We start from the raw sequence: 21,853 nt of genomic DNA, 5'->3' as shown, positions 1-21,853 counted from the left end.
TACAGCAGGACAAAACATATTACCTGCACCATTATGGAAATAGCGAAAAGGCTACCTACCTTCGTCCATTATGACCGAAACTGAACTGGTACAAGACAAGCTCCTCCCGCTCGTGGAACTCAGTCGCCGCCGCTGTGGCTGGCGGACTTACAGTCAGGACACCGTTTTCACCAACGGCGTTTTTGACTTGATCCACCCCGGTCACCTTACGTACCTGGCGGAAGCCGCGGCGCTCGGCCAACGTTTGATTGTTGGTGTTAATTCTGATGAGAGCGTAAAGCGACTTAAAGGAGACTGCCGCCCAATCATGCCGCTCGCTGCCCGAATGCAGCTGTTAGCCGGCCTTTTCTACGTAGATGGTGTGATTGCTTTTGACGAAGACACCCCGCTGGAACTGATCAAATCATTGCGGCCCGACGTGCTGGTTAAGGGTGGTGATTACCAGGTGGACGAAATTGTCGGGGCAAAAGAAGTTCGTGCCTGGGGCGGAGACGTCCGGGTACTTCCCTTCCTGGAAGGCTATAGTTCAACCCGTATTATTGAGCGGATGCAGGGAATAAGTATCTGAAGGAGCAACTTTTCAGTCCTTCCCGCTATTGGCTGACAATGAAGGCTTCCTTCTTTCTAATTCTCTCTCTTTTTATGTCTCTCGTTTTATCAGGGCAATCAGAAAAAGCGATTGCGATCTCCTACGCCTCCGGGAGCTACTTAAGCCTGGAAGACATTCTTCCGCCTCCGCCAGACACAACTGATATGGCCCCGGAGGATGCTGCCTGGGAATTGAAGCAGTATGAAAATTTTGCTAAAAAACTGGCCATTAAGCAGGTAAAGGAGACCAACGAATTAAAAGACACCACTACCTATACGATGTACCGCCATCAGATTAGTGTAGACAGAGGATCTTATCGTTTATCAGACGATGAGTTCAGGCTCATTGATCTTCAGGAAGGCAGACGTTACAACTATTACACGCAGGACGGGGTACCAAAGGCGGGGTGGAGCCATCTGCATGACTTTGAAAACAACTGGACCTGTAGCTATCAGATCGACACTTTCCCCAACGAAAGAACAAACATTCTGGGCTATGATTGTTACCGGATGACCATCAGGGAGCACCGGATATGGGAGTCCATGGGCTTTGAGGAAACGCAACATTACGACCTGTTCGTAACGGATGAATTACCCATTCCTTTTCGGGCGGTCGGTGTTTTATGGCAGCCCGTAACGGACGTGTGTGCACTCGAGATCAGGTCAAGCAACCCACGCACTCCTAATTCTTACACTCATTCTATTGCGGTGCGGGTCGACACGGATCTTTCCCCGGAGAAACTAGCATTACCGGAACAGTACAAAGGGCTCAAAGAAAGTAAAAATTAAAAAGGGCGCTGCCGCGGGTGCAAAGTAGCATCTTCAGAGAGCAAAGAGGGCCCCTCCCCTGCTCGCTTCAACTTATCTTTGCACCCGCGGTAGCGCCCAAATTTTTGTTATGACCATCCAAGACATTACCTCCTATCTGGAATCCATTGCTCCTGCCCATCTGCAGGAGAGCTACGATAACGCCGGCCTGATTGTTGGCCAGCCCGACACCGAAGTGACGGGCGTTTTAACCAGTCTTGACTGCATTGAGACCACCATTGAGGAAGCGAAAGCCAGAGGTTGCAACCTGATCGTTGCCCACCATCCCATTGTGTTCCGGGGGCTTAAGCGCTTTAATGGCAGTAATTATGTGGAACGCACAGTAATTAAGGCCATCAAGGAAGACGTAGCCATCTACGCCATCCACACCAACCTGGACAACGTTCGCCATCAGGGCGTGAATGAGCGCATCGCTCAGCGGTTGGAACTGACGGGCCTTCGGCTGCTGAAGCCCAAAAACGAAGAAATGACCATCGGCTCCGGCATGGTTGGCCAGCTCCCCCACCCGATGGGTAAAGAGACTTTTCTCCGTTTCCTGAAGGACCGCATGGAACTGTCTCTGGTAAAGCACACCGTATTTCCGGAAGAGCAAGTCACTACCGTCGCGCTCTGTGGTGGAGCGGGTGGCTTTCTGCTCTCAGATGCTAAAGCCGCCGGCGCTCAGGTCTTTGTCACTTCGGATTATAAATATCACGAGTTCTTCGATGCGGATGGGGAGATTGTCATCTGTGATATTGGCCATTATGAAAGCGAAAGGTTTACAACCCAATTACTTGCGGAGTTGTTAACTAAGAAATTCCCTACCTTTGCGGTTCTTTGCACAGAGCGAAATACCAACCCGGTTCGCTATTATGTGTAAAGCCCCGAAGATAACAACCATAAATATCCCCCCCGACGCATGGCAGTAGCAACCGAAAAGACGGTAGAAGAGAAAATGCGCGAGCTGTATCGCCTGCAAAAGATTGATAGCCAGATCGACGAAATCGAGATCCTTAAGGGCGAGCTTCCTATGGAAGTAAGCGACCTGGAAGACGAGATCGCTGGCCTCGATACCCGCATCGCCCGCCTGGAAGGTCAGGTGAAGGAACTCCAGGCTGAAATCAGCCGCCACGACATGAACATTCGCGAATCTGAGCAACTCATCCTTCGTTACGAAGATCAGATGAACAACGTGAAGAACAACCGTGAGTACGAGGCCCTGATGAAAGAGACGGAAATGCAGCGTCTTGAAATTCAGCTTTCCGACAAGAAGGCCGGTTCTTCCGCTCGTGAGCTGGAGACCAAGCAGGCCGCTTTAGACATGACCCGCGAGAAGCAGACAGCTAAAACGGAACTGCTAACCATTAAGCAGGACGAGCTGAAGGCTATTATCACGAAAACCGAGAAAGAAGAGAAAAAACTTCGCCGGGCTTCTGATAAGCAGCGCAAAGAAATTTCAGAACGCTTACTGCGTGGTTATGACCGTATCCGTAACACTTACCGTAACGGTCTTGGTGTAGCTACGGTAGAGCGGAATGCTTGCGGAGGTTGCTTCAACGCCATTCCCCCGCAGCAACAACTCGAGATCAGCCAGCGGAAGCGGGTGATGATCTGTGAGCACTGTAACCGTATCCTCGTTGATCATAACATCGAGGAAGATATGGCGGTAGAAAAGTAATTTGTATTACTGACGGAAGTCCGTAACGACAATAGTGTGCGCCGATTGAAAGTTGGCGATACGATCGGGCAGCACCCTGGCTTTTAGTCAGGGTGCTGCCCGTCTTTGGGCAATCTGTGGAAAATAAAGAGTGTCCGAGGCCCACACTCTCCTTCGCCTTATTACATTTGCGGAAGCCATTAACCAAATACCACATGTCCGCCAGAATCCTAATCATCGGTGCAGGCCGTTCTTCCAACGCGCTGATCAACTATGCACTAAGCCAAAGCGAACAGTTTGGTTGGCACGTAACCGTTGCGGATGCTGACCCCGCCGCCGCCGCCGCCAAAGTAAAAGACCACCCGCGGGGTAAAGCGGTGTGGCTTGACGTCAACAAAGTGAATGACCGCCGCGAACTGATTGAACGGGCGGATATTGTCGTCTCGCTGCTTCCCGCTCACCTTCACCTGGAAGTCGCTCAAGACTGTATTCGCTTAAAGAAGCACCTCGTGACGGCCAGCTACGTTAGTCAGGAATTATACCGCCTGGGAGACGAAGCCCGCAATCGGGAACTCATTTTTATGGGCGAAATGGGGCTCGACCCCGGCATTGACCACATGACGGCCATGCAGCGCATCAATGCTATTCGCGAAACCGGAGCGACCATCACGGCCTTCCGCTCTTTCACCGGCGGCTTAGTTGCCCCGGAAAACAACGACAACCCCTGGGGCTATAAATTCACCTGGAACCCCCGAAACGTAGTCTTGGCGGGCCAGGGCACTGCCCAATACCTGCAAGACGGGAAGCTTAAGTTTCTCCCCTACCAGCGCTTATTTCGAAACACCTGGGACATCGATATTCCGGGCTTAGGCAAATTTGAGGCCTATGCTAACCGCGACAGCCTCCTCTACCGCAAACAATATGGTCTGGATGAAATACCAACCATCCTGCGGGGCACTCTTCGCTACCCCGGCTTCGCTGAATCCTGGGCAGCCCTTGTGCGCATTGGCCTTACCAATGCCGACTTTCCCATTCTGGACAGCATTAAGATCACTTACCATGAGCTGATGGAAGCTCTTGCCCCCAGCGGCCCGGGCTCAGTTAAAGACCGAATTGCCCAGATGCTCAAACTGGAGGCCAACGGAGAAGTCATGAATCGGCTTACCTGGTTGGGGCTATTCCGGAAAAAGCGGATCAAACTTCGGGACGCGACCCCCGCACTGATTTTGGAAAAGCTCCTGCTCGACAAATGGAAATTAGACCCCAAAGACAAGGATTTGATCGTTATGCAACACCAGATCGACTATGAACTGGACGGTAAACAATACCGTGACGTATCTAACCTGACTATGAAAGGAAAAAACGCGGAAGACACGGCCATGAGTCGCCTGGTTGGCCTGCCCATGGGTATTTTCGTTCGTCTGATCAGCGAAGGCAAGATCAAAGCCACCGGCGTCCATATCCCCACCATGAAGGAAGTCTATGAACCCGTTCTGGAAGAGATGAAGGAATACGGGATGGAACTAACGCATGAGACGGTGAATTTGTAGTCGGTAGTTTTGCAGACGGTAGTTTTGTAGATGGCAGGCGGTAGTTTTGTAGACGGCACATTTGTGGATTGCCACAAGCCGCCACGTGAAATACTACAGACTACCAGTCTACAACACTACAGTCTACCGTCTACAACACTACAGACTACAGTCTAATAAATGTCCTCTACCAATCTCATCCGTGCCGGACAATTCTCCCAGGCTGCCCGCCAGGGAGCGATCATCCTGATTGCGCTTGCGTTACCCAGGCTGGGCGTCGGACGGGAAGTCATCGGCCAGTGGGAAAGCTTACTCTACCTGAGCTACATCCTTGGCTTTGGCTGGCTAACGGGCCTGTTGCAAGCCTACCTGGTTACTATCCGGCAGGTAAACCCCGCGAAAGTAGCCGCCTTCTCCCGCTCAGCCGTAGCGGGTGTGGGCCTTTTCTCCGCCCTTCTCCTCGGGGTGGCTGCGGGCTTACATAAGCCGCTGTTCAGCTTATTGCGGCTAGGAGAGGCTCCTCCGGGCTGGTGGTATTTCTTCCTGTTCTTACTCACTCAATGGCCGGGACTTTTTTTTGAGCAGGTGCTCCTGATTCGGGGCAAACCCTTAGCCCTCGCGGCTTTCGGGGCTTTCTCGGCAGCAGGCTCCACGGCAGCCTTGCTGATTCCCATTTATAATGGCGCAGGACTTGCACACGCCTTGTTTGTCCTGGCTGTTTTTGCAGGTATTAAGGGGCTCATCATCCTCACTTATCTGCTCTACAAAGGTTGGTGGCAGCCAGAATTTCCCGCTGGCACAGCCCCCCAAAGCAAGCGCCCCTCCAACGACCGCACTACATTATCACCCAACTACACTACTACACTACTAAAAACCGCCTGGCCACTCATCCTGTACGCCTCCGTCGGTGCCCTGGTAACCGCTTTTGATCCCTGGTTCGTCAATTATTGGTATGCCGGAGATGAATCCACCTTTGCCATCTTCCGCTATGGCGCCAGGGAGCTGCCCTTATTGGCGGCCATTACGAACGGGGCGATTGTGGTGGTATTACCCCGATTAACGGAAGACCCTTCTGCCGGACTGGACCTGCTTAAAAGCAGTTCCCGCAGACTGTTCCATTGGATATTCGGCGGCGCCATTTTCCTGATGGTCACCTCTCCCTGGTGGTGGACGGTTGTTTTCACGGAGCTATTCGCCGAAAGCCTGCCGCTCTTTCAGGCTTATCTTTTTGTTGTTGTGAGTCGCCTCCTTTTCCCTGTCCCTGTCCTAACGGCCATGGGCCACACCCGAATGCTGATGATTTTTGGCTTGCTTGAGCTGGTGATCAATATTGTACTAAGCATTCTGCTGGCGCCCACTTTCGGTCTGATGGGCATCATCTGGGCCACGGTCTTTGCTTACCTGGTGGATAAAATTTGCCTGATGGCCTACCTGAAATACCGGACGGGCATTCCGCCTGGCCGGTATACCGATTGGAGATGGTTTGGGGCGTACTTATTGGTCATGATCCTCTGCTACGCATTCCTGATTTAGTTTTTCAGGCGCTCACCGCAGGTGCCATACGAGATTAATAGAGCAATATTTTTTGATCAAGCTCGGTGTAAAAGAGTCCTGTAATCAAAATCCGATGTGCAGATTGCCTACCATCCTGAGCGAAAATTACAAGATTGTAAACGCCTCCCTGATAGCTACTGAAATTGCCCGGCAGGAAAGCAAGGTGAAACCACAGCGCTAAGCAAACCCATTAAACCCAGTAACGTCCATGCCCGTAATCAGCAGGTGGATATCGTGGGTGCCTTCGTAGGTAACAACAGATTCCAGGTTAGCCATATGGCGCATGATCGGGTATTCGTTCGTGATGCCCATACCGCCGTGAATCTGGCGGGCTTCGCGGGCGATCTCCAGGGCCATATTAACGTTGTTGCGCTTACCCATGCTGATCTGGGCGGGCGTAGCCTCGCCGCGGTTAGCCAGCGTACCGAGGCGCCAGGCGAGGAGCTGAGCTTTAGTGATCTCGGTGATCATCTCGGCCAGTTTTTTCTGCGTCAGCTGGAACTGGCCGATGGGCTTACCGAACTGGGTGCGCTCCTGGCTGTAGCGCAGCGCGGAGTCGTAACAGTCCAGCGCGGCGCCAATGGCGCCCCAGGCGATGCCGTAGCGGGCTTTACTGAGGCAGCTTAGTGGTCCGCGCAGGCTTTTGATGTCCGGGAAGACATTCTCTTTCGGCACCTTGACGTTGTCAAAGACCAACTCTCCGGTAACGGAGGCCCGCAGGCTCCACTTGCCCTTTATTTCGGGGGCACTAAAGCCTTCCCAGTGGGATTCAACGACCATGCCGCGAACCTTTCCGTCTTCGTCTTTAGCCCAAACAACGGCCAGGTCTGCGACCGGGCTGTTGGTGATCCACATTTTAGCTCCATTGAGAATGTAGTGATCGCCAGCATCCTTGATGTTGGTAGACATGCTACTGGGGTCAGAGCCGGAGTCCGGCTCCGTAAGCCCGAAACAGCCGATGAACTCTCCGGCGCCAAGCTTTGGCAGGTATTTCTTTTTGGTCTCTTCGTTAGCGTACTTGTAGATGGGGTACATCACGAGGCTACCCTGAACGGAGGCCATGGAGCGAAGGCCGCTATCACAGCGTTCGAGCTCCTGCATGATGACGCCGTAGGCAATTTCGTCCATTCCACCGCCGCCGTATTCAACGGGCAGGCTGGGGCCAAAGGCACCAATTTCGGCTAATCCTTTGAACAGGTGAGTGGGGCAAACGCCACGCATGGCGGCGTCGTCAATAATGGGGCTAACTTCAGCTTTCACCCAGTCACGGACAGCATCGCGGGCCATCTTGTGATCATCTTCCAGCAAATCATCCACGCCGAAGTAGTCGTGGTGCTGAAAACGATCCGGGCTGCTTGACTGGTGAAAGTCAGCCTTAGAAGTAAAATTATTGGTGGTGGTAATGGAGGGCATGAGACTTAATTTGGTATCGCGAAGATACGGGTAATTGCTTTGTTTTGCCTGTCAGTTCGCCGTCAACTTACCCGGGCGCAAACGCAGGTGCAATAATGGGTAAAAAAAGCAAAGGTTTCCTCCTCCGCCAGCGGTAGCCCTGCCTGCCGCCTAGCGCATTGCATGCTGAAGTGATTCCCGCAGCTCCTTCACCTTTTCCATCGTGAGGCGATAAGATTCCACCGTAGATTGTAAGGTGATCGTCTCATAAACAAGGTGGTTGTATAGTTCATCCAACTGCTTTGCCGTGAAGGTTACAGGGCTACCCGTAGGGTTAAAAGATTGCCGAAAACTTATGTTCCTGATCGTGTAGGGCAACAAGAAATTATCCCGGTACTTAGTTACATCTTCGTTATTTTCACGAAGAGCTTCATATTGGTTGTGGTACAGTTTCACGATTTGATTAACGAGGGAGTCCTGTTCGATCAGTCTCAAATCTCCCGAGCTTTCCAGGCTGCGGAAGGTGGCATTATTAGAATTGAACCTCGTCGTCCATAATAAAGACTGAAACCCTTCTACCATTGTGCTAACTTTATCAGAAGACCACGGAGTGCTTACGGCCGCCAGCATTTTTTTAGCCTGCCCCAGCTGTTCTTCCCGGCGGGCCAGTTCAAAGGTCAGTTGTACTTCGTCTTTTTTCAGGTTGTTATCCAGTCGGACCATGTAACGCTCTGCACGTTGCCGGTCCTGCGTATTCTGAAAACCATTGCTGATCCATAAAGACAGTAGAATACCGAAGACGATAATGACAATCTCCAGCAGGGCCCTGAGAATCCAACCAAGGCGAGAAGAAGCGGGCGGGGTAATTTTATTAGCAATCATGATAAGAGGGAGGTGATAACAGTACGACAGCAAGGTAGTAAAACGGTAAGTTTCCATTGCACTGCCCTCAAAAAACCTTCCTTTGCACCTGCGCGCCGTCGCCCCGTCCCTTACCTTTGCCCTCCGCTTATTTGCGGATGATCTTATGAGTAAGCAAAAATTCGGTACCGCCCCGGTATTCTTTACCGCCATCAGTACGATTCTGGGCGCCATCATGTTTCTCCGTTTCGGCTTCGCCGTTGGTATGGTGGGCCTGGCCGGCACGATGGCGATTATCCTGATTGGTCATGCCGTTACGATCCCAACGGCCATGGCCATTGCAGAGATTGCGACAAACCAAAAAGTAGAGGGAGGCGGTGAATATTACATCATTTCCCGGAGTTTCGGTCTGGTGATCGGCTCCACGATCGGCATCGCGCTGTACATGTCTCAGGCCATTTCTGTGGCCTTTTACATCATGGCTTTTACGGAAGCCTTTAAACCACTGGTGGACTGGATCATCAATACTTACCCTCTCCTACCCTGGGCAGAAAGCCTGCTGCAACACCCACAAACCATTGGAATTCCGGCACTGCTGCTCCTCACCTGGCTCATCCTCAGTAAGGGGGCTGACCTCGGCGTAAAAGTGCTGTACACGGTTGTCTTCACCCTGGCGATTGCCCTGCTGGCCTTTTTCATTGGCTCCACCGAGTATGCAGAAAACAACGCCGTTGATTTCTTTAACAGCTACAGCGCTGACGTGGAGGCAACCGCCACGGCCATTGAAAATCTGGTAGAAGAAAATGCTCCGCCAGACACCGTATACCTCGACGGAGAAGCAGCCACCATGGAGGCAGCAAAGCCCGCAGAGCCTGCTCCTGACATTCCCAACCTCAGCTTCTTCACCGTTTTCGCCATCATCTTCCCTGCCTTCACCGGCATGACCGCCGGGGTGGGCCTCTCCGGTGACCTTCGCGACCCCGGCAAGAGCATTCCAATGGGAACTCTTGCAGCAACCATCGGCGGCATGGTCATCTATTTTTTCATGGCCTGGAAACTCTCTGCCTCCGCCCCGCCGGAAGCACTGGCGGATACCAGCCGCCTGGTGATGGCAGATATCGCCTGGCAGGGCTGGTGGATCATCCCACTCGGGCTCGCAGCAGCCACCATTTCTTCCGCGCTCGGCTCCATTCTTGTTGCTCCACGGACGTTGCAGGCCATTGCTGCTGACCAAATCTTCCCGGCCCCCGCCATCAACTACTGGATCTCGCGGGGAAAGGGAGAAAGCAACGAGCCCTATAATGCCAGTCTGATTACGGTTGTACTGGCCGCCTTCTTCATTATGCTCGGCGCGCTGGACAGTGTAGCCGAGATCATCTCCATGTTTTTCATGGTAACCTACGGTTCGCTCTGTCTCATCAGCTTCCTGAACCACTTCGCGGCTGACCCCAGTTACCGTCCTACTTTCCGTTCCAAGTGGTACGTCTCGCTGTTCGGTGCACTGGCCTGTTTCGGGCTCATGTTCTTCATGAACTCTTCTTACGCCGCCATGGCCATCGCCCTGATTGGCATTCTCTATGTCTACATTTCCTACTCCAACCCGGACAAGCGGAGTATGGCCCTCATCTTCCAGGGCGTAATTTTTCAGTTTAGCCGCCGGCTACAGATCTTCCTCCAAAAAGCAGATAAGGAGCAAAACAAGAGTTGGCGCCCCAGCGTCATTGCCGCCAGCGACGCCACCTTTACCCGGCTCGGCGCTTTTGATCTCCTACGCTGGCTGAGCCAGAAATACGGCTTCGGCACTTACATCCACAACGTCAATGGCTACCTGAGTCATGAAACGAGCGAAGAAGCTGCGGAGATCAAGGAACGCATTATCCGCATGGCGGAGAAGACGGACAGCCGGATTTACGTGGACACCATCGTGTCTCCGTCTTACACCTCGGCCATTGCGCAGGTGATCCAGTTTCCCGGCATTGCCGGGACGGAGAACAACCTCCTCCTGCTGGAGTACTCCAAGAACCACGACGAAGGGCTCAAGGATATCATTGATAACTTCAAGCTCATCAAGTCCGTCGACTTCAACATTGGCATTCTCGGCCTTTCGGAGCGGGGCTTCGGGCTGAAGAAAAGCATCCACGTCTGGATCACCCGGGCGCACTACGAAAGCGCCAACCTGATGATCCTGCTGGCCTACGTGATGACCGGCCACCCGGAATGGGAAGGTGCGGAGATCAAACTCTTCGCCGTCTTCGAAGAATCCAAGCTGGCCAAGGAAGAACAGGCCCTTTACGACCTGATCAAAACGGGGCAATTGCCCATCAGCCGCAACAACATCGACGTACTCTGCCGGCAGGACGACACGGACTCCCGGGAGGTCATCGGGCGAAAGTCCGGCGAAGCCGACCTCGTCATTCTCGGTTTCCGGGACGAGGCGTTGAAGCGGATCGGTGCCGGATATTTCAGCGGTTACGAAGATATTGGTAACGTGCTGTTCGTAAATGCGGCGGGAGAGGTGGAAATACGGTAGCCGCAATACTGCGGGACGCTTCGAGGACCACTTAGTCCAGTTAACAGGACTTGTAGCGTCCCATCCCAGCGGAGAGCTTACCCTGGCTCACCAGCTACCTGACCACATACTCCCTGTGTTAATAAAGTATCTTTGGGTGAACGCTACTGCACCTACAGACAGAAAAAAACGCCTCCTCAAAATAATCGTTTTATGCCCAGACATACGATATCTTACGAGTCCTTCGCCTCCCCGGAAGACCTCACTACTGAGGATAAAAGCCTGTTGCAAACGGCTAAAGCAGCCCTCCCCAACAGCTACTCACCGTACTCCAACTTTCAGGTAGCCGCCGCCGCCAGACTGGAAGACGGCACCATCGTCACCGGCTGGAACACGGAAAACGCGGCCTACCCCATGTGCATCTGCGCGGAGCCCGCCACCCTCGCTGCGGCCGCCAGCCAGCGGCCGGGCATGGCCGTCGTTGCCATGGCCATCACGGTAAAGTCTCCTAAGCAGGTACTTGACCAACCCGCCAGCCCCTGTGGCTCCTGCCGGCAGCAACTGCACGAACACGAAACGCGCTTCCGCAAAAAGATGAAGCTGATTCTACAGGGGGAAACAGGGCCGGTTTATGTCTTTGCCTCGGCGGGGAATTTGCTGCCTTTTGGCTTCTCGGGAGAGTTGCTTTAGGCGTCGCTGACGCGACTTTTTCAGGCAAAAGAGATCGCTATCGTTCCTCTTTCTTTTAGACACCGCTTCGCGGTTTTTAGACGCTACCCTTTTAGGGCTCCGGCAAGTCTTTACCGAAGCCCTAAAAGTGCGAAGCGACTGCTGCGTCTTAAAAAAGCGCCCAGCGCTTTATTTAAAGTGCGCAATAATCTGATCCGCCAGCTCCGTACCGATATTGTACTGAGCCTCTCCGGTAGCGGCACCGATGTGCGGCGTGACGCTGATGCCGGGGTGTTCGAGCAGATCACGGCGGGGGTTGGGTTCTCCGACGAATACGTCCAGAGCAGCACCTCCGATCTTACCGGAGTTCAGAGCGGCCAGCAGGGCATCTTCGTTGATGACGCCACCTCGGCTGGTGTTGGCGATGATGACACCGTCCTTCATTTTGTCGAGCTCGGCTTCGCCGATCAGGTCACCGCCGGGAACGTGGATGGTGATGTAGTCGGCTTCGGCGAGCATCTGATCCATAGGGACTACGGGCACCTCGATGCTAACGGAATGACCGCCCATCATATCGATGGTGATGGTCTCGGAGGTCTTGACCAGGTCAACGGGTAAAACGTTCATGCCCAGCCCCAGCGCAATGCGGGCAGCTTCTACGCCAATACGACCGAAGCCGAGGATACCGAGTGTCTTGCCCCGGAGCTCCTGGCCGCCAGCGTAGGCTTTTTTCAGCTTTTTAAACTCACTGCCTTCCTGGCGGAGCTCAAAGTTAGAGCGGTGGATGCCCCGGCTGAGACCGAAGAAATGACCGAAGACCAACTCCGCCACACTGGCACTGGAAGCGGCGGGGGTATTGTAAGTGGGGATACCCTTCGTCTTGGCGTACGCGTGGTCGATGTTATCGATACCAACTCCGCCACGGCAAATAACCTTGAGGTTGGGGCTGGCGTCGATGAGTTCCTGGCGCACCTTCGTGGCACTGCGGACACAGATGACGTCAAAGTCGTTGAGCTTCGTCATCAGCTCATCCTGCGGGATGTGATCAGTGACAACTTCGAAGCCGGCGGCTTCGAGTTGCGCTTTACCGTTGGGGGCGATGCCGTCGTTGGCGAGAATGCGGATCATATTTATTGGTGTAGTTGAGGTCAAAATCAGGTTCGGGGCAGGAAGGCCTCACGAACAAGCGACAAAGAAACGGAAAAAGGCGCTTTCTGTTGCCGAAACTGACGTTCGTCTAAAAAACGGAATCGCCCGTATAAACGACGGCCAAAAATGCGGCAGAGCGCATCTCTTATCGTAGTTTCGGTTGTCTCATCATCGTGAGGCTAAGAATTTACTTGCTCTCCATGCCCTAACTTTGCACCATGGCTATTGATATTATTTGTCTGATTTTCCTTGCTTACGGTTTCTGGATCGGCTACAGCAAGGGCATTATCGCCACCGTCCTGACGCTGGCCAGTTACGTTTTCGGCATTCTGGCGGCGATGAAATTCGGCCCCATTATGGGCGATGTCCTCTATGAATGGTTTCCGGTAATTACTACCGGCGGCTCCTTCCTGCTGGGTTTCATTCTCGTCTTTTTCCTGACGCTGGTCCTCTTTAAGATCGTTTCCCGCGGCCTCACCGGTTTCCTGGAGACGGTGAACATCAACTTCATCAACCAAATATTGGGTGGGATACTCTCCGGCCTCTTCTTCACCTTCATCTTTTCCGGGCTGGTCTATTTTGGTGACCGCAGCCGGATCATCAGCGATGAAGTCCGCACGACAAGCATCACCTACCAACCGCTGAGCCAGATTCGTATGGCCGTTTGGGAACAAGGCAAAAGCCTTTACCCCGTCTTCCGCGACTTCTACGACAAGGCCGTTGACGCGATGGACCGCCTGAGCGAGAGCGTGGATAAGGACGAGAATGACTCCATTTTCGACCTGGAAGAATAAAGGGGCGCATCCGCGGGTGCAAAGGGAGGTTTAGGAGAGCCGGGTTTGGGAGCTGCTAACGCCTGATAGCGCTTCGAGCGTCCGGACGCATAAATCAGCATGGGGAAGCAGCTTTCAGCGACTTCCCCATGCTGGCTTATGCGCCCGACCGTCTCCGCCAGCCGGCCAGTGGAGGCGGTCGGGCCGAAGCGAGGTCTCCCTGCTGTCCTTACGACAAGTAGTTTTAGCGTGTGTGCCTCTCCCCAATCGTTAAACCACCGTTAAAACCCAGAGAACCGCGCACACCGGGGAGTGCTCCGGGTATCTATACCACGTTCGGCCAACGAACTCAATTCCTCCCGCTGACGAAAGCCAACAGCTGCCTTTATATCTTTGCGCCTTCTATGCAAAAGCTGACCGCCTGGTACATCATTGCTCTTTTAGTTCTGCTCGGCACCTGCGTCCGCGCCCAGACTACCGTGCCCGCACAGGATAGCACCGTGAAGGAAGTGGTGAACATCGATAAGGCCAACGAGCTGCGCATGCTTAACCGGGGCAGTACGCAGCTTCTCGTGGGCGAGGTCGAGCTGAGTCAGGATAGTATTTTCATGTATGGCGACAGCGTACTGCTTTTTGAAAGTGTGCAAGTGAATGCCTACGACAATGTGATCATTCAGCAGGGGGACAGCCTGGCAGCTTTCGCCGATGAGCTCGACTACAACGCCGAGACGCGGCTGGCCGACCTGATCGGTAAGGTCGTGCTGCAACGCGGCGAAACGGAGCTGTACACCAACCGGCTGGCCTACAACCTGGCGACCAAACTGGCAACTTACCACACGGGCGGCCGCATCGTGAACAAGGGAACCGAGCTCAACTCCACCCACGGCTACTACTATGCTAATGAGCAACTGGTCTACTTCCGCGACAGCGTCGTCGTCATTGACGACCGCTTTGAGATGCGGGCCGACACCCTGAAATATGACCTGAACGCCGATCGCGTTTACTTCCTCGGCCCTACGGTAATTCGTACAGATACCCACCGGATCTACTGCGAATCCGGTTATTATGACGTGCAGCTCGACGAGGCTGTCTTCAGCCAGAACGCCCAGTATAAAAGTGGCGAACGGCTGGCAGCAGCTGATACGATCCGCTACTTCGGCGGACAGGAAGTCTACATCCTGGAGGGCGATGCTTACGTCGCCGAAGGCGAATTCCAACGCGCTACGGCCGATCGGATCAATTATTTCCGCCGGCAGGACCGCTACCGGCTGGAGGGTAACGCAAGCGTCCGCGATTCCAGCCAAACGGTTACCGGAGACACCATCAACTACGACATCAAGCGGGAAACCTACGCCGTGGCCGGGGGGCGCCCCCGGGTCTCCGCTCCGCCAATGATCATCGTTGCGGACCGCTTGAACTCCGACCCCGAAACGGGCTTTAGCAAGGCTAGCGGCAACGTCTTCTGGCAAGACACCTCGGCCAACATCTCCATCGAGGCCACCGAGGCCCGTTATAACGAAGACACCGGCTACCTGAACGCTACCGGCGGCCCGCGCGGCCGCCCGCTGCTAACGGCCCTGCTCGATCAGGACACCATGTGGATGGCGGCGGATACGCTGATCTCCGTACAGTCTGAGGTGTTCGACACCACCATCACTGAGCGAACGGTCCGCATCGACTCTACCTTCCTGGGTGACTCCCTGATCGTTACGCCAATTGTAGAAGCAGATACGACGATCACGATGGATTCCATACGCTATCTCTCCGCTTACCGGGACGTGCGGATTCTGAAGAGCGACCTGCAGGCCGTCTGCGACTCGCTTGGTTTCAACACTATCGACAGCGTCCTCACCCTTTATCAGGATCCTGTGCTGTGGCAAGACACCAGTCAGCTGACGGGAGACACCGTACAGATATTCTTCAAAGACGAAGCCCCGGATAAAGTCCGCCTGATCCGTAATGCCCTGGTGATTACCACCTCTGATTTTATCTTTTTCAATCAGGTGAAGGGTAAGGTCATCGAGGCCTTCTTTGACAGCACCGCCCTGTCCCGTACCGAAGTGAACGGCAACGCCGAGGCCATCTATTACATTCTCGATGAGGCCGGGGCCTACGTCGGGGTGAATAAAACGGCCTGTAGTGCGATGGTGCTGCACTTCAAAAACCAGGCGGTGCGGAAGATTCGCTTCCTGAGTCAGCCGAGCGGCAAGATGCAACCTATGGGAGATATACCGGATCACGGTGCTTTCCGGCTGGAGGGCTTCCGCTGGGAGGAGGAGCGAAAACCAAAGACCTTGCTGGATCTTTTTGGGCCTAAACGGGTGCCGCAAAAGGCGCCAGTATCTGAAGAAGGTTCCTTACCTGCGGGGATTTCTCCCGTTATTGATTATCCGTTGAAAACCCGGGGAAAAGAATGATTACTTGCCCGGGGTTGGCGCACAACGTCGACATTTTTCGACGCACAACGTCTCTACCAGGCAATTCTATTTTATTTTTGTGCTTATGCCCCTGCCATTAAAAATATTGATCCTCTGCCTCGCCTTACTCTCTGCCTCGGCATTCGCCCAGGAGGACAGGCTGGCCGCAGCCCGCGAGGCCATTGCGAGTGAGGATAGCAGGGTTGCCATTACCGCCCTCGACAGCCTCCGCGCCACCGGCAAACAAAGCCCCGATCTCTATCAAGCCCTCGGCAATGCCTGGTTCGAACAGAATAAACCAGGAATGGCTATCCTGAACTACGAACGCGGCCTGAGACTAATGCCCGGCCACAAGGGCCTGAAAAACAACCTGAAGTTCGTCCGCGCGGAAGCAGGTATCAATGCCCTCGAGCTGCAAGAATTTTTCCTCGTTCGCTGGTGGCGCAGCGCGGGCGCCGTGCTGGGCGCCAGCACCTGCCAGTGGCTCGCGCTTTTATTCTGGGCACTGGCTGTAATTGGCGGAGTAACCTGGTACTTGCGCCGCAGAGACATGGACGAGAAGAAGCGCTTTGCCCTGCTGCCCTCGGCAGTAGCCTTTCTACTCATTGCCGGCCTGTTCTTCGCCATGGGCAACAGCCGCCTGAGCTGGCTAAGTAACGATGGAGAAGCCGTTCTCACCGCCAGCTCCGCAGAATTACGCGTAGCCCCCGGCGCCGACGCCACGCTGGAAGAAACCCTCCCCGAAGGCCTCAAGTTCAGGATACTGGATGAGTTTGATGATTTCATTAAAATCAGCCTGGAGGACGGGCGCCAGGGATGGATACCGGCGGCGGCGATGGAGCGGATTTGAGGTGTGGGTGGGTTGCAGGTTGCAAGTTGTGGGTTGCAGGTTGCGGGTTGCAGATTTCTCGGGAACATGCAACCTTCATCTTGCCCCTTCGTCCTTGTTGAAGGGATTCCCTTCGGGAGCACCCTTCACACATCCCGCTGCCGCAGGAGAAATCCTGCCGTGGCTCCGACCACACACGATCCATCATGCCTGATTCTACTGACTTTTTTGGCCTTACGCCGGTTCGCTTCGTCATCGTTTTCCTGACCCTATTGGCTCTGGCTGCTGCGCCAGGCATTCTCTCCGCTCAATCCATGCCGGCGGGGGACAAGCTCGAGAAAACTATTCTGGAAATGGACAGCGTTTTCTGGCAAGCCTATAATGACTGCGACCTGAACACGATGATGTCTTTCGTAGACGACGATGTTGAGTTCTACCATGACAAAGGCGGCCTCCTGAACAGCCGGGAGGCGCTCACAACTGCGATGAAAAACGGTCTTTGCCGAGGAGAAAACAATGAGATTGAACGTCGGCCGGTAGCGGGCAGCATCCAGGTATTCCCGATGGCGGGCATCGGAGCTATCCTGAGGGGGCAGCATACTTTCCACGGTATCGCGAACTCAAATGATAACGGTATCGCCTATTTTTTCCACCTATGGGCCTTCCGCGATGGAGACTGGAAGATGACCCGGGTGTTTAGCTATGACCATGCACCCTATTCCGGTGAGTAACCGGATCAGAACCGCTTACGCTCCAACTCTTTTGTCTGCTTAGCCAGGTAAAGATCGCCAAAGGTAACGCTGGCCGTAATGGTTCCCATTCGTTCCGCAGAAGGCTGGATGGCGAAGCGGCGAATTTCCGGCGTCCGTTGCAGTTCAATGACTTTGCGCCCGTCGGGGAGTTTAATTTCTCCGTTGGTGAGGGTGAGTTCGTAGTTCATCCCTTCGCCCCCGATGGGCTCGTAGATGTAGACGTCGCTTTTGTCGGCGTTGATCTGCAGATCCCGCATCCGGACGTTGGGGCTCAGTTTGACCTCTCCGTATTGAGCGTTAATATTAAAGGTTCCCCCGACGTCGAACAGGTTAATATCTGAGCGGCGGGAATTAATCACTACGTTACCATCGATTCGCTCTCCGGTGATGTCTCCGAAGCGACTGCGAATGTCGAGGATGCCCTGAACGTTGTCTATGTTGATGGCGGAGAACTCGCCGTTGATTCGCAGTTGGTTGCGGAGGTTAGAGATCGTCGCTCCGCCGAAGTGACTCTTAAGGTAAACGGGACATTCCTCGGGTAGCGTGATGTAGTAGTGAACGGTCAGTTCGCTCTTTGGCTTATGCGTTTCATCAATGCGCTTGTTCTTCAGGAAGATTTTTTGCCCGGCCACCTCAGCGATGTAATTAAGGTTTTCCAGGTCTTTCCTGGCACGTTCCAACTCCGGGTGGCGGGCGGTCATGACAATCTTGACGTGAATCTTTTGCTTATCCCAGGTCTCCACGAAGATTTCTGCTTTCTCCCCTTCTACGGCCAGTTCTTTCCCTGGTTTGTAGATGTAAGTGTCTTCAATCGTCTTCGTGACGACTTCGCGCAGGGCATTGTCCGTTTGGGCGCTGGCGCAGGTGCAGAGGAGGATTAAGAGAGCAAGGAGAGGGAAAAGTCTTGAACGCATATTATATCCTTTAAATTGGGGAATTACCCCGGATGAGGAACTTCTCGCTGGTTTTACAGTTCAACGATGATGCGCCGGTAAATATCCGAGCGGTCCCGCTCGATTTCAGCAAGCTGGCGGATGACGGAAGGGTCTTCGCCATATGCAACCAGCATCGCCTTCATTTCTTCCTTAGCGGCCGTGAGTTCGGCCAGCTCCATATTCAGGGTATTGAGGGTGGGCTCATTACGTTCCTCGATCTGGGCGATAACGTGGTTAAAGCTCTCTTCATCAGCATTCCAGTCATGAGAGCTGGTGGCTGGCGCAACCTCCTGTGCGTAGGAGATACTGATGCGGGGGCCAGCATTAATGGCCTCCGGCCAGAGGCCGACTCCCAGGGCTACGATGACCAACACACTGGCGGCAATGCCGCCAATCCGGGCCCATTTTCTGCGCCGGATACTCACCACTGGCGCGGGTGAATTTAACGCTTTGTTGAGGCCGTTCCAGACCTCAGCCGGCGGCTGATAGCTGGGCAGTCGTTCGCTCAAAGCGGGCGTCAACCCTGCTTCAATAGCTTTCCATGCACCTGCGTCCGCGCCGTATTCCGGCAACTGCTCCAGGGCATCCCGCAAGGTTTTTTTGTTCTTCTCCTTCATACGTAATGGCGCAGGTATTCCCGCAATTTTTTCTTGGCGTAAAAGAGTTGGCTTTTACTGGTTCCCACACTGAAGTTAAGCATATCTGCCACTTCCTGGTGCTTATAGCCTTCGATTTCGATCAGTACGAAGACTGCCCGATAACCATCCGGTAGTTTATTGATTGCTTTTTCTAAATATTCAATGTCCAGTGCCGTTGTTCCCCAATCCACTTCCTGATCAGCATAATTGAGTGGCAGCTCCTGCGTTGGCTTTTGCCGCCGCAGTTTATTGAGTGCTGTGCGTACAATGACGACCTTCATCCAGGCGCCCACCGTACTGTCTCCCCGAAAAGTGTCCAGCTTCTGAAACACTTTGAGAAAACCCTCCTGCAGTGCATCGTTGGCCAAATCGAAATCTCCGCAAATCCGGTAACAAGCTGTATACATGGCACGGCTATACCGGTCGTACAATTCCTTCTGGGCGCGACGATCCTGCCGGCGGCAGGCCTCTACGAGTTCCGTCTCGGTCATGCGGGCAGGTGTATTATCAGGTGGTGAGTTAATAATCTTTTTCGTTCCAATCATCATAAAAGCAATCTGACGTAAAGAGAGGGGGAGAGCGAAAAAGGTTGCTTCGCTCCTTTTTTTTTGACGCTTCGCTTATAGTGCTTCGCCTCCGGTATGGCTTTACTCCTGAGAGAAAACCTTACCGAAGGCGAAGCCTACAAGCATGGAGTGCATCTAAAAGAAAAACAAGCGAAGCGCGTTTTTCGTCTACAAGCCCAGCGTCTAAAACCGGTATGCTACGGAGCCGATCCAGCGCTTAGCCGCCTGGTCTACCCGGAAGGTTTCTCCGGCTACGGCGAAGTCTTCGCCGTATTTGGCGAAGTTACCATCGTAGCGAACGTCAAGGGTGATTTTTCCAATATCAATGGAACCACCAATGGTGTAGCCCAGGTTGAAGGTGTCCCAGGTACGCTCCCGGCCGTCTGCGTCACGCAGGTCGCTGGCCGAGGAGACGAAGAAGTGGCCAACCGGGCCGGCATTCAGGCGCAGGAAAGCCAGTTTCCAGCTAGCGAGTACGGGCACGTTGATGTCGTTGTAGCGTTCTTTGAATACCTGAGTATTTTGTTGATCGGGATCATCGAAGCTGAAATCCGTTTTAGCACTATTGAGGGTAACTTCCGTTTGGATGTCAAAACGATCCGAAAGGGGAATGCGTACGAAGGCACCAAACTGGAAGCCATAATCGGCGTCAGAAATGGCGAGCATGAGTTCTTCCCGGCCGGACTGGCTCAGGTCAAAACGTTCTTCCTGCAGGGATTCAGTGGCCAGGCCTGCTTTCAGGCCAAACTCCACCTGAGCGAAGGTGGTGGCAGAAAGGAACAAACAGGCGATGATGGGGATGATACGGTTAATCATGATAAAAAGGCTTTTGGGGCAGTTGGTTATGAAGCGACAAAGTTCGGGGCTGAATTACCTTTGAGTCGTTAAAAGGCGTTAAGGCCACTGTTATCATTCCTTTAATGTGGTTACTTTCACCTTCGTTATACGTGTACAGCGAACCAAATCGTTTTACGGCTGTATCCACCAGTGTACTTTGAACACTCACCATCATGCGCATACTGTCCTTCTTTTGCCTTTTAGGCCTGCTGGCCTGCAATGGCCCCGAAACCACTACTTCAACCACTACAGCCGGACCGGATCGTGCCGCAGCAGCAGCTGATGGGATGATGAGTCTTACCCCTGCGGCCATTGAGCCCAAGGTAGTTTTCACCTACGAAGACATTCTCTGGGGCTTCAACTGGCTGCCCGACGGGCGTATGATTGCGACCGACAAAGGCGGCAAACTCCTCCTGATTGACGGAGAGGGAAACGGCACAGAAATAACCGAAGGCATGCCGGATGTCCGCGATAAAGGACAAGGTGGCCTGCTGGACATTTTACCCGCTCAGGATTTTGCGGAGAGCAGGCTTGTGTACCTGAGCTTCAGTATGCCCGATGAGAAAGGGAACGGCAGCACGGCCATTGGCCGTGGGCGGCTGGCGGATGACGATTCTGCGCTGGAGGATTTCACGGTCCTCTATGCTGCAGGCCCCAAAACAGACAAACCTTATCACTTCGGTAGCCGGATGGTATGGGGGCCGGAGGACGGCCACCTTTACTTCACGATCGGTGATCGTGGTAACCGCGACGAAAATCCGCAGGATACGACCCGCGATCACGGCAAAGTCTACCGCATCGCTGCCGATGGCAGCATCCCTACTGACAACCCCTTCGTGGATGCCCCCAATGCCAAAAAGGCTATTTACTCCTTCGGCCATCGTAATCCACAGAGCCTTACGGTACACCCTGAAACGGGTGCTATCTGGGAGACTGAGCATGGCCCCCGTGGCGGAGACGAGATCAACATCATTGAACCCGGCAAGAATTATGGTTGGCCGGTAATTAGCTACGGCATCAACTACAATGGTACTCAGTTCACCCAGGAAGTTGCCAGAAAAGGGATGGAAGCCCCGCTGCACTACTGGGTGCCCAGCATAGCGCCCAGCGGCATGGCCTTCGTCACGGGTGATCGCTATCCTGGTTGGGAGGGCGACCTGATGGTCGGCAGCCTGAAGTACATGCGCCTGCAACACGTCCAGCTGAACGAGAAAAACGAGGTCATTGGTGAGCAAAAGCTCATCAACAATATGGGCCGGGTGCGCGACGTGCGCATGGGCCCGGATGGCTATCTCTACGCAAGTGTGGAAGGGGAAGGTATCGTACGGCTGGAGGTGAAGGAGTAAGGATAAAAGCGTGCCACCACTCCCCAAATGGTTCGACTTCAGTCT

The 21,853-nt window shown here is 53.9% G+C and carries 20 protein-coding genes; 13 read left to right on the top strand and 7 right to left on the bottom strand.

Annotated features, from left to right (window positions below; translation table 11 throughout):
• Window positions 1-70: 70 nt before the first annotated feature.
• The 6 genes from rfaE2 (at window position 71) to BM123_RS18180 (ending at window position 6,114) form a co-directional block, all read left to right on the top strand.
• Window positions 71-568 carry a D-glycero-beta-D-manno-heptose 1-phosphate adenylyltransferase gene (gene rfaE2, locus BM123_RS18205; protein WP_090171488.1) on the top strand — a complete coding sequence of 166 codons (498 nt, stop codon included), beginning with the start codon at window positions 71-73 and terminating at the stop codon, window positions 566-568.
• Window positions 569-642: 74 nt separating this feature from the next.
• The gene (locus BM123_RS18200; RefSeq protein WP_139211943.1) at window positions 643-1,377 is read left to right on the top strand and encodes a hypothetical protein; all 735 of its coding nucleotides are present in this window, start codon (window positions 643-645) and stop codon (window positions 1,375-1,377) included.
• Window positions 1,378-1,486: 109 nt separating this feature from the next.
• Window positions 1,487-2,275 (top strand): Nif3-like dinuclear metal center hexameric protein, encoded by a 789-nt coding sequence (locus BM123_RS18195; protein ID WP_090171482.1) that lies wholly within the window; start codon window positions 1,487-1,489, stop codon window positions 2,273-2,275.
• Window positions 2,276-2,314: 39 nt separating this feature from the next.
• Window positions 2,315-3,073 (top strand): zinc ribbon domain-containing protein, encoded by a 759-nt coding sequence (locus tag BM123_RS18190; RefSeq protein ID WP_090171479.1) that lies wholly within the window; start codon window positions 2,315-2,317, stop codon window positions 3,071-3,073.
• Window positions 3,074-3,267: 194 nt separating this feature from the next.
• A complete protein-coding gene (locus tag BM123_RS18185) occupies window positions 3,268-4,602 on the top strand; it encodes a saccharopine dehydrogenase C-terminal domain-containing protein (protein WP_090171476.1) in 1,335 nt (444 codons plus the stop codon).
• A gap of 159 nt (window positions 4,603-4,761) precedes the next feature.
• The gene (locus tag BM123_RS18180) at window positions 4,762-6,114 is read left to right on the top strand and encodes a lipopolysaccharide biosynthesis protein (protein WP_090171473.1); all 1,353 of its coding nucleotides are present in this window, start codon (window positions 4,762-4,764) and stop codon (window positions 6,112-6,114) included.
• A gap of 198 nt (window positions 6,115-6,312) precedes the next feature.
• Here BM123_RS18180 and BM123_RS18175 read toward each other — a convergent pair whose 3' ends face one another.
• Window positions 6,313-7,548 carry an acyl-CoA dehydrogenase family protein gene (locus BM123_RS18175; protein ID WP_090171470.1) on the bottom strand — a complete coding sequence of 412 codons (1,236 nt, stop codon included), beginning with the start codon at window positions 7,546-7,548 and terminating at the stop codon, window positions 6,313-6,315.
• A 150-nt stretch (window positions 7,549-7,698) separates the two neighbouring features.
• On the bottom strand, window positions 7,699-8,409 hold the full coding sequence (locus tag BM123_RS18170; protein WP_139211942.1) for a DUF6090 family protein: 711 nt from the start codon (window positions 8,407-8,409) through the stop codon (window positions 7,699-7,701).
• A gap of 145 nt (window positions 8,410-8,554) precedes the next feature.
• Between BM123_RS18170 and BM123_RS18165 the strand changes: the two genes are divergently transcribed.
• Entirely contained in the window at window positions 8,555-10,918 is a 2,364-nt protein-coding gene (locus BM123_RS18165) for an APC family permease (RefSeq protein WP_090171557.1), read from the top strand.
• Between the two features lie 192 nt (window positions 10,919-11,110).
• Window positions 11,111-11,587, top strand: coding sequence for a cytidine deaminase (locus tag BM123_RS18160; RefSeq protein WP_090171466.1), 477 nt, complete (start codon window positions 11,111-11,113; stop codon window positions 11,585-11,587).
• A gap of 168 nt (window positions 11,588-11,755) precedes the next feature.
• Here BM123_RS18160 and BM123_RS18155 read toward each other — a convergent pair whose 3' ends face one another.
• On the bottom strand, window positions 11,756-12,694 hold the full coding sequence (locus tag BM123_RS18155; RefSeq protein WP_090171463.1) for a D-2-hydroxyacid dehydrogenase: 939 nt from the start codon (window positions 12,692-12,694) through the stop codon (window positions 11,756-11,758).
• Between the two features lie 239 nt (window positions 12,695-12,933).
• On the opposite strand from BM123_RS18155, the gene BM123_RS18150 reads away from it, so the two are divergent.
• From BM123_RS18150 to BM123_RS18135, 4 genes are all read left to right on the top strand, one after another.
• The gene (locus BM123_RS18150) at window positions 12,934-13,509 is read left to right on the top strand and encodes a CvpA family protein (protein ID WP_090171460.1); all 576 of its coding nucleotides are present in this window, start codon (window positions 12,934-12,936) and stop codon (window positions 13,507-13,509) included.
• A gap of 383 nt (window positions 13,510-13,892) precedes the next feature.
• Window positions 13,893-15,905, top strand: coding sequence for an OstA-like protein (locus BM123_RS18145; RefSeq protein WP_090171455.1), 2,013 nt, complete (start codon window positions 13,893-13,895; stop codon window positions 15,903-15,905).
• Between the two features lie 85 nt (window positions 15,906-15,990).
• Window positions 15,991-16,755 carry a hypothetical protein gene (locus tag BM123_RS18140; protein WP_139211941.1) on the top strand — a complete coding sequence of 255 codons (765 nt, stop codon included), beginning with the start codon at window positions 15,991-15,993 and terminating at the stop codon, window positions 16,753-16,755.
• 185 nt (window positions 16,756-16,940) lie between these two features.
• The gene (locus BM123_RS18135; RefSeq protein WP_090171450.1) at window positions 16,941-17,465 is read left to right on the top strand and encodes a nuclear transport factor 2 family protein; all 525 of its coding nucleotides are present in this window, start codon (window positions 16,941-16,943) and stop codon (window positions 17,463-17,465) included.
• A gap of 5 nt (window positions 17,466-17,470) precedes the next feature.
• Here BM123_RS18135 and BM123_RS18130 read toward each other — a convergent pair whose 3' ends face one another.
• From BM123_RS18130 to BM123_RS18115, 4 genes are all read right to left on the bottom strand, one after another.
• A complete protein-coding gene (locus BM123_RS18130) occupies window positions 17,471-18,400 on the bottom strand; it encodes a DUF4097 family beta strand repeat-containing protein (RefSeq protein ID WP_090171447.1) in 930 nt (309 codons plus the stop codon).
• Between the two features lie 53 nt (window positions 18,401-18,453).
• Entirely contained in the window at window positions 18,454-19,038 is a 585-nt protein-coding gene (locus BM123_RS18125; protein WP_090171444.1) for a hypothetical protein, read from the bottom strand.
• Window positions 19,035-19,604, bottom strand: a complete 570-nt coding sequence (locus tag BM123_RS18120; protein ID WP_090171554.1) for an RNA polymerase sigma factor — start codon at window positions 19,602-19,604, stop codon at window positions 19,035-19,037. The genes BM123_RS18125 and BM123_RS18120 overlap by 4 nt, the downstream gene beginning before the upstream one ends.
• 204 nt (window positions 19,605-19,808) lie before the next feature.
• Window positions 19,809-20,441, bottom strand: coding sequence for a porin family protein (locus BM123_RS18115; protein ID WP_090171441.1), 633 nt, complete (start codon window positions 20,439-20,441; stop codon window positions 19,809-19,811).
• Between the two features lie 194 nt (window positions 20,442-20,635).
• On the opposite strand from BM123_RS18115, the gene BM123_RS18105 reads away from it, so the two are divergent.
• Complete coding sequence (locus BM123_RS18105) at window positions 20,636-21,808, top strand: PQQ-dependent sugar dehydrogenase (RefSeq protein WP_090171435.1); 1,173 nt, start codon at window positions 20,636-20,638, stop codon at window positions 21,806-21,808.
• The last annotated feature ends 45 nt before the right edge of the window (window positions 21,809-21,853 follow it).

The sequence above is a fragment of the Neolewinella agarilytica genome (genome assembly GCF_900110645.1).
Taxonomy (GTDB): Bacteria; Bacteroidota; Bacteroidia; order Chitinophagales; family Saprospiraceae; genus Neolewinella; species Neolewinella agarilytica.
Note: the sequence above shows the minus strand (reverse complement) of the source record. Positions and strands in the feature narration are given on the sequence as shown.

Coding starts and splice junctions, on each gene's coding strand:
- rfaE2 (WP_090171488.1), top strand. CDS start 71: ATGACCGAAACTGAACTGGTACAAGACAAGCTCCTCCCGCTCGTGGAA.
- BM123_RS18200 (WP_139211943.1), top strand. CDS start 643: ATGTCTCTCGTTTTATCAGGGCAATCAGAAAAAGCGATTGCGATCTCC.
- BM123_RS18195 (WP_090171482.1), top strand. CDS start 1,487: ATGACCATCCAAGACATTACCTCCTATCTGGAATCCATTGCTCCTGCC.
- BM123_RS18190 (WP_090171479.1), top strand. CDS start 2,315: ATGGCAGTAGCAACCGAAAAGACGGTAGAAGAGAAAATGCGCGAGCTG.
- BM123_RS18185 (WP_090171476.1), top strand. CDS start 3,268: ATGTCCGCCAGAATCCTAATCATCGGTGCAGGCCGTTCTTCCAACGCG.
- BM123_RS18180 (WP_090171473.1), top strand. CDS start 4,762: ATGTCCTCTACCAATCTCATCCGTGCCGGACAATTCTCCCAGGCTGCC.
- BM123_RS18175 (WP_090171470.1), bottom strand. CDS start 7,548: ATGCCCTCCATTACCACCACCAATAATTTTACTTCTAAGGCTGACTTT.
- BM123_RS18170 (WP_139211942.1), bottom strand. CDS start 8,409: ATGATTGCTAATAAAATTACCCCGCCCGCTTCTTCTCGCCTTGGTTGG.
- BM123_RS18165 (WP_090171557.1), top strand. CDS start 8,555: ATGAGTAAGCAAAAATTCGGTACCGCCCCGGTATTCTTTACCGCCATC.
- BM123_RS18160 (WP_090171466.1), top strand. CDS start 11,111: ATGCCCAGACATACGATATCTTACGAGTCCTTCGCCTCCCCGGAAGAC.
- BM123_RS18155 (WP_090171463.1), bottom strand. CDS start 12,694: ATGATCCGCATTCTCGCCAACGACGGCATCGCCCCCAACGGTAAAGCG.
- BM123_RS18150 (WP_090171460.1), top strand. CDS start 12,934: ATGGCTATTGATATTATTTGTCTGATTTTCCTTGCTTACGGTTTCTGG.
- BM123_RS18145 (WP_090171455.1), top strand. CDS start 13,893: ATGCAAAAGCTGACCGCCTGGTACATCATTGCTCTTTTAGTTCTGCTC.
- BM123_RS18140 (WP_139211941.1), top strand. CDS start 15,991: ATGCCCCTGCCATTAAAAATATTGATCCTCTGCCTCGCCTTACTCTCT.
- BM123_RS18135 (WP_090171450.1), top strand. CDS start 16,941: ATGCCTGATTCTACTGACTTTTTTGGCCTTACGCCGGTTCGCTTCGTC.
- BM123_RS18130 (WP_090171447.1), bottom strand. CDS start 18,400: ATGCGTTCAAGACTTTTCCCTCTCCTTGCTCTCTTAATCCTCCTCTGC.
- BM123_RS18125 (WP_090171444.1), bottom strand. CDS start 19,038: ATGAAGGAGAAGAACAAAAAAACCTTGCGGGATGCCCTGGAGCAGTTG.
- BM123_RS18120 (WP_090171554.1), bottom strand. CDS start 19,604: ATGATTGGAACGAAAAAGATTATTAACTCACCACCTGATAATACACCT.
- BM123_RS18115 (WP_090171441.1), bottom strand. CDS start 20,441: ATGATTAACCGTATCATCCCCATCATCGCCTGTTTGTTCCTTTCTGCC.
- BM123_RS18105 (WP_090171435.1), top strand. CDS start 20,636: ATGCGCATACTGTCCTTCTTTTGCCTTTTAGGCCTGCTGGCCTGCAAT.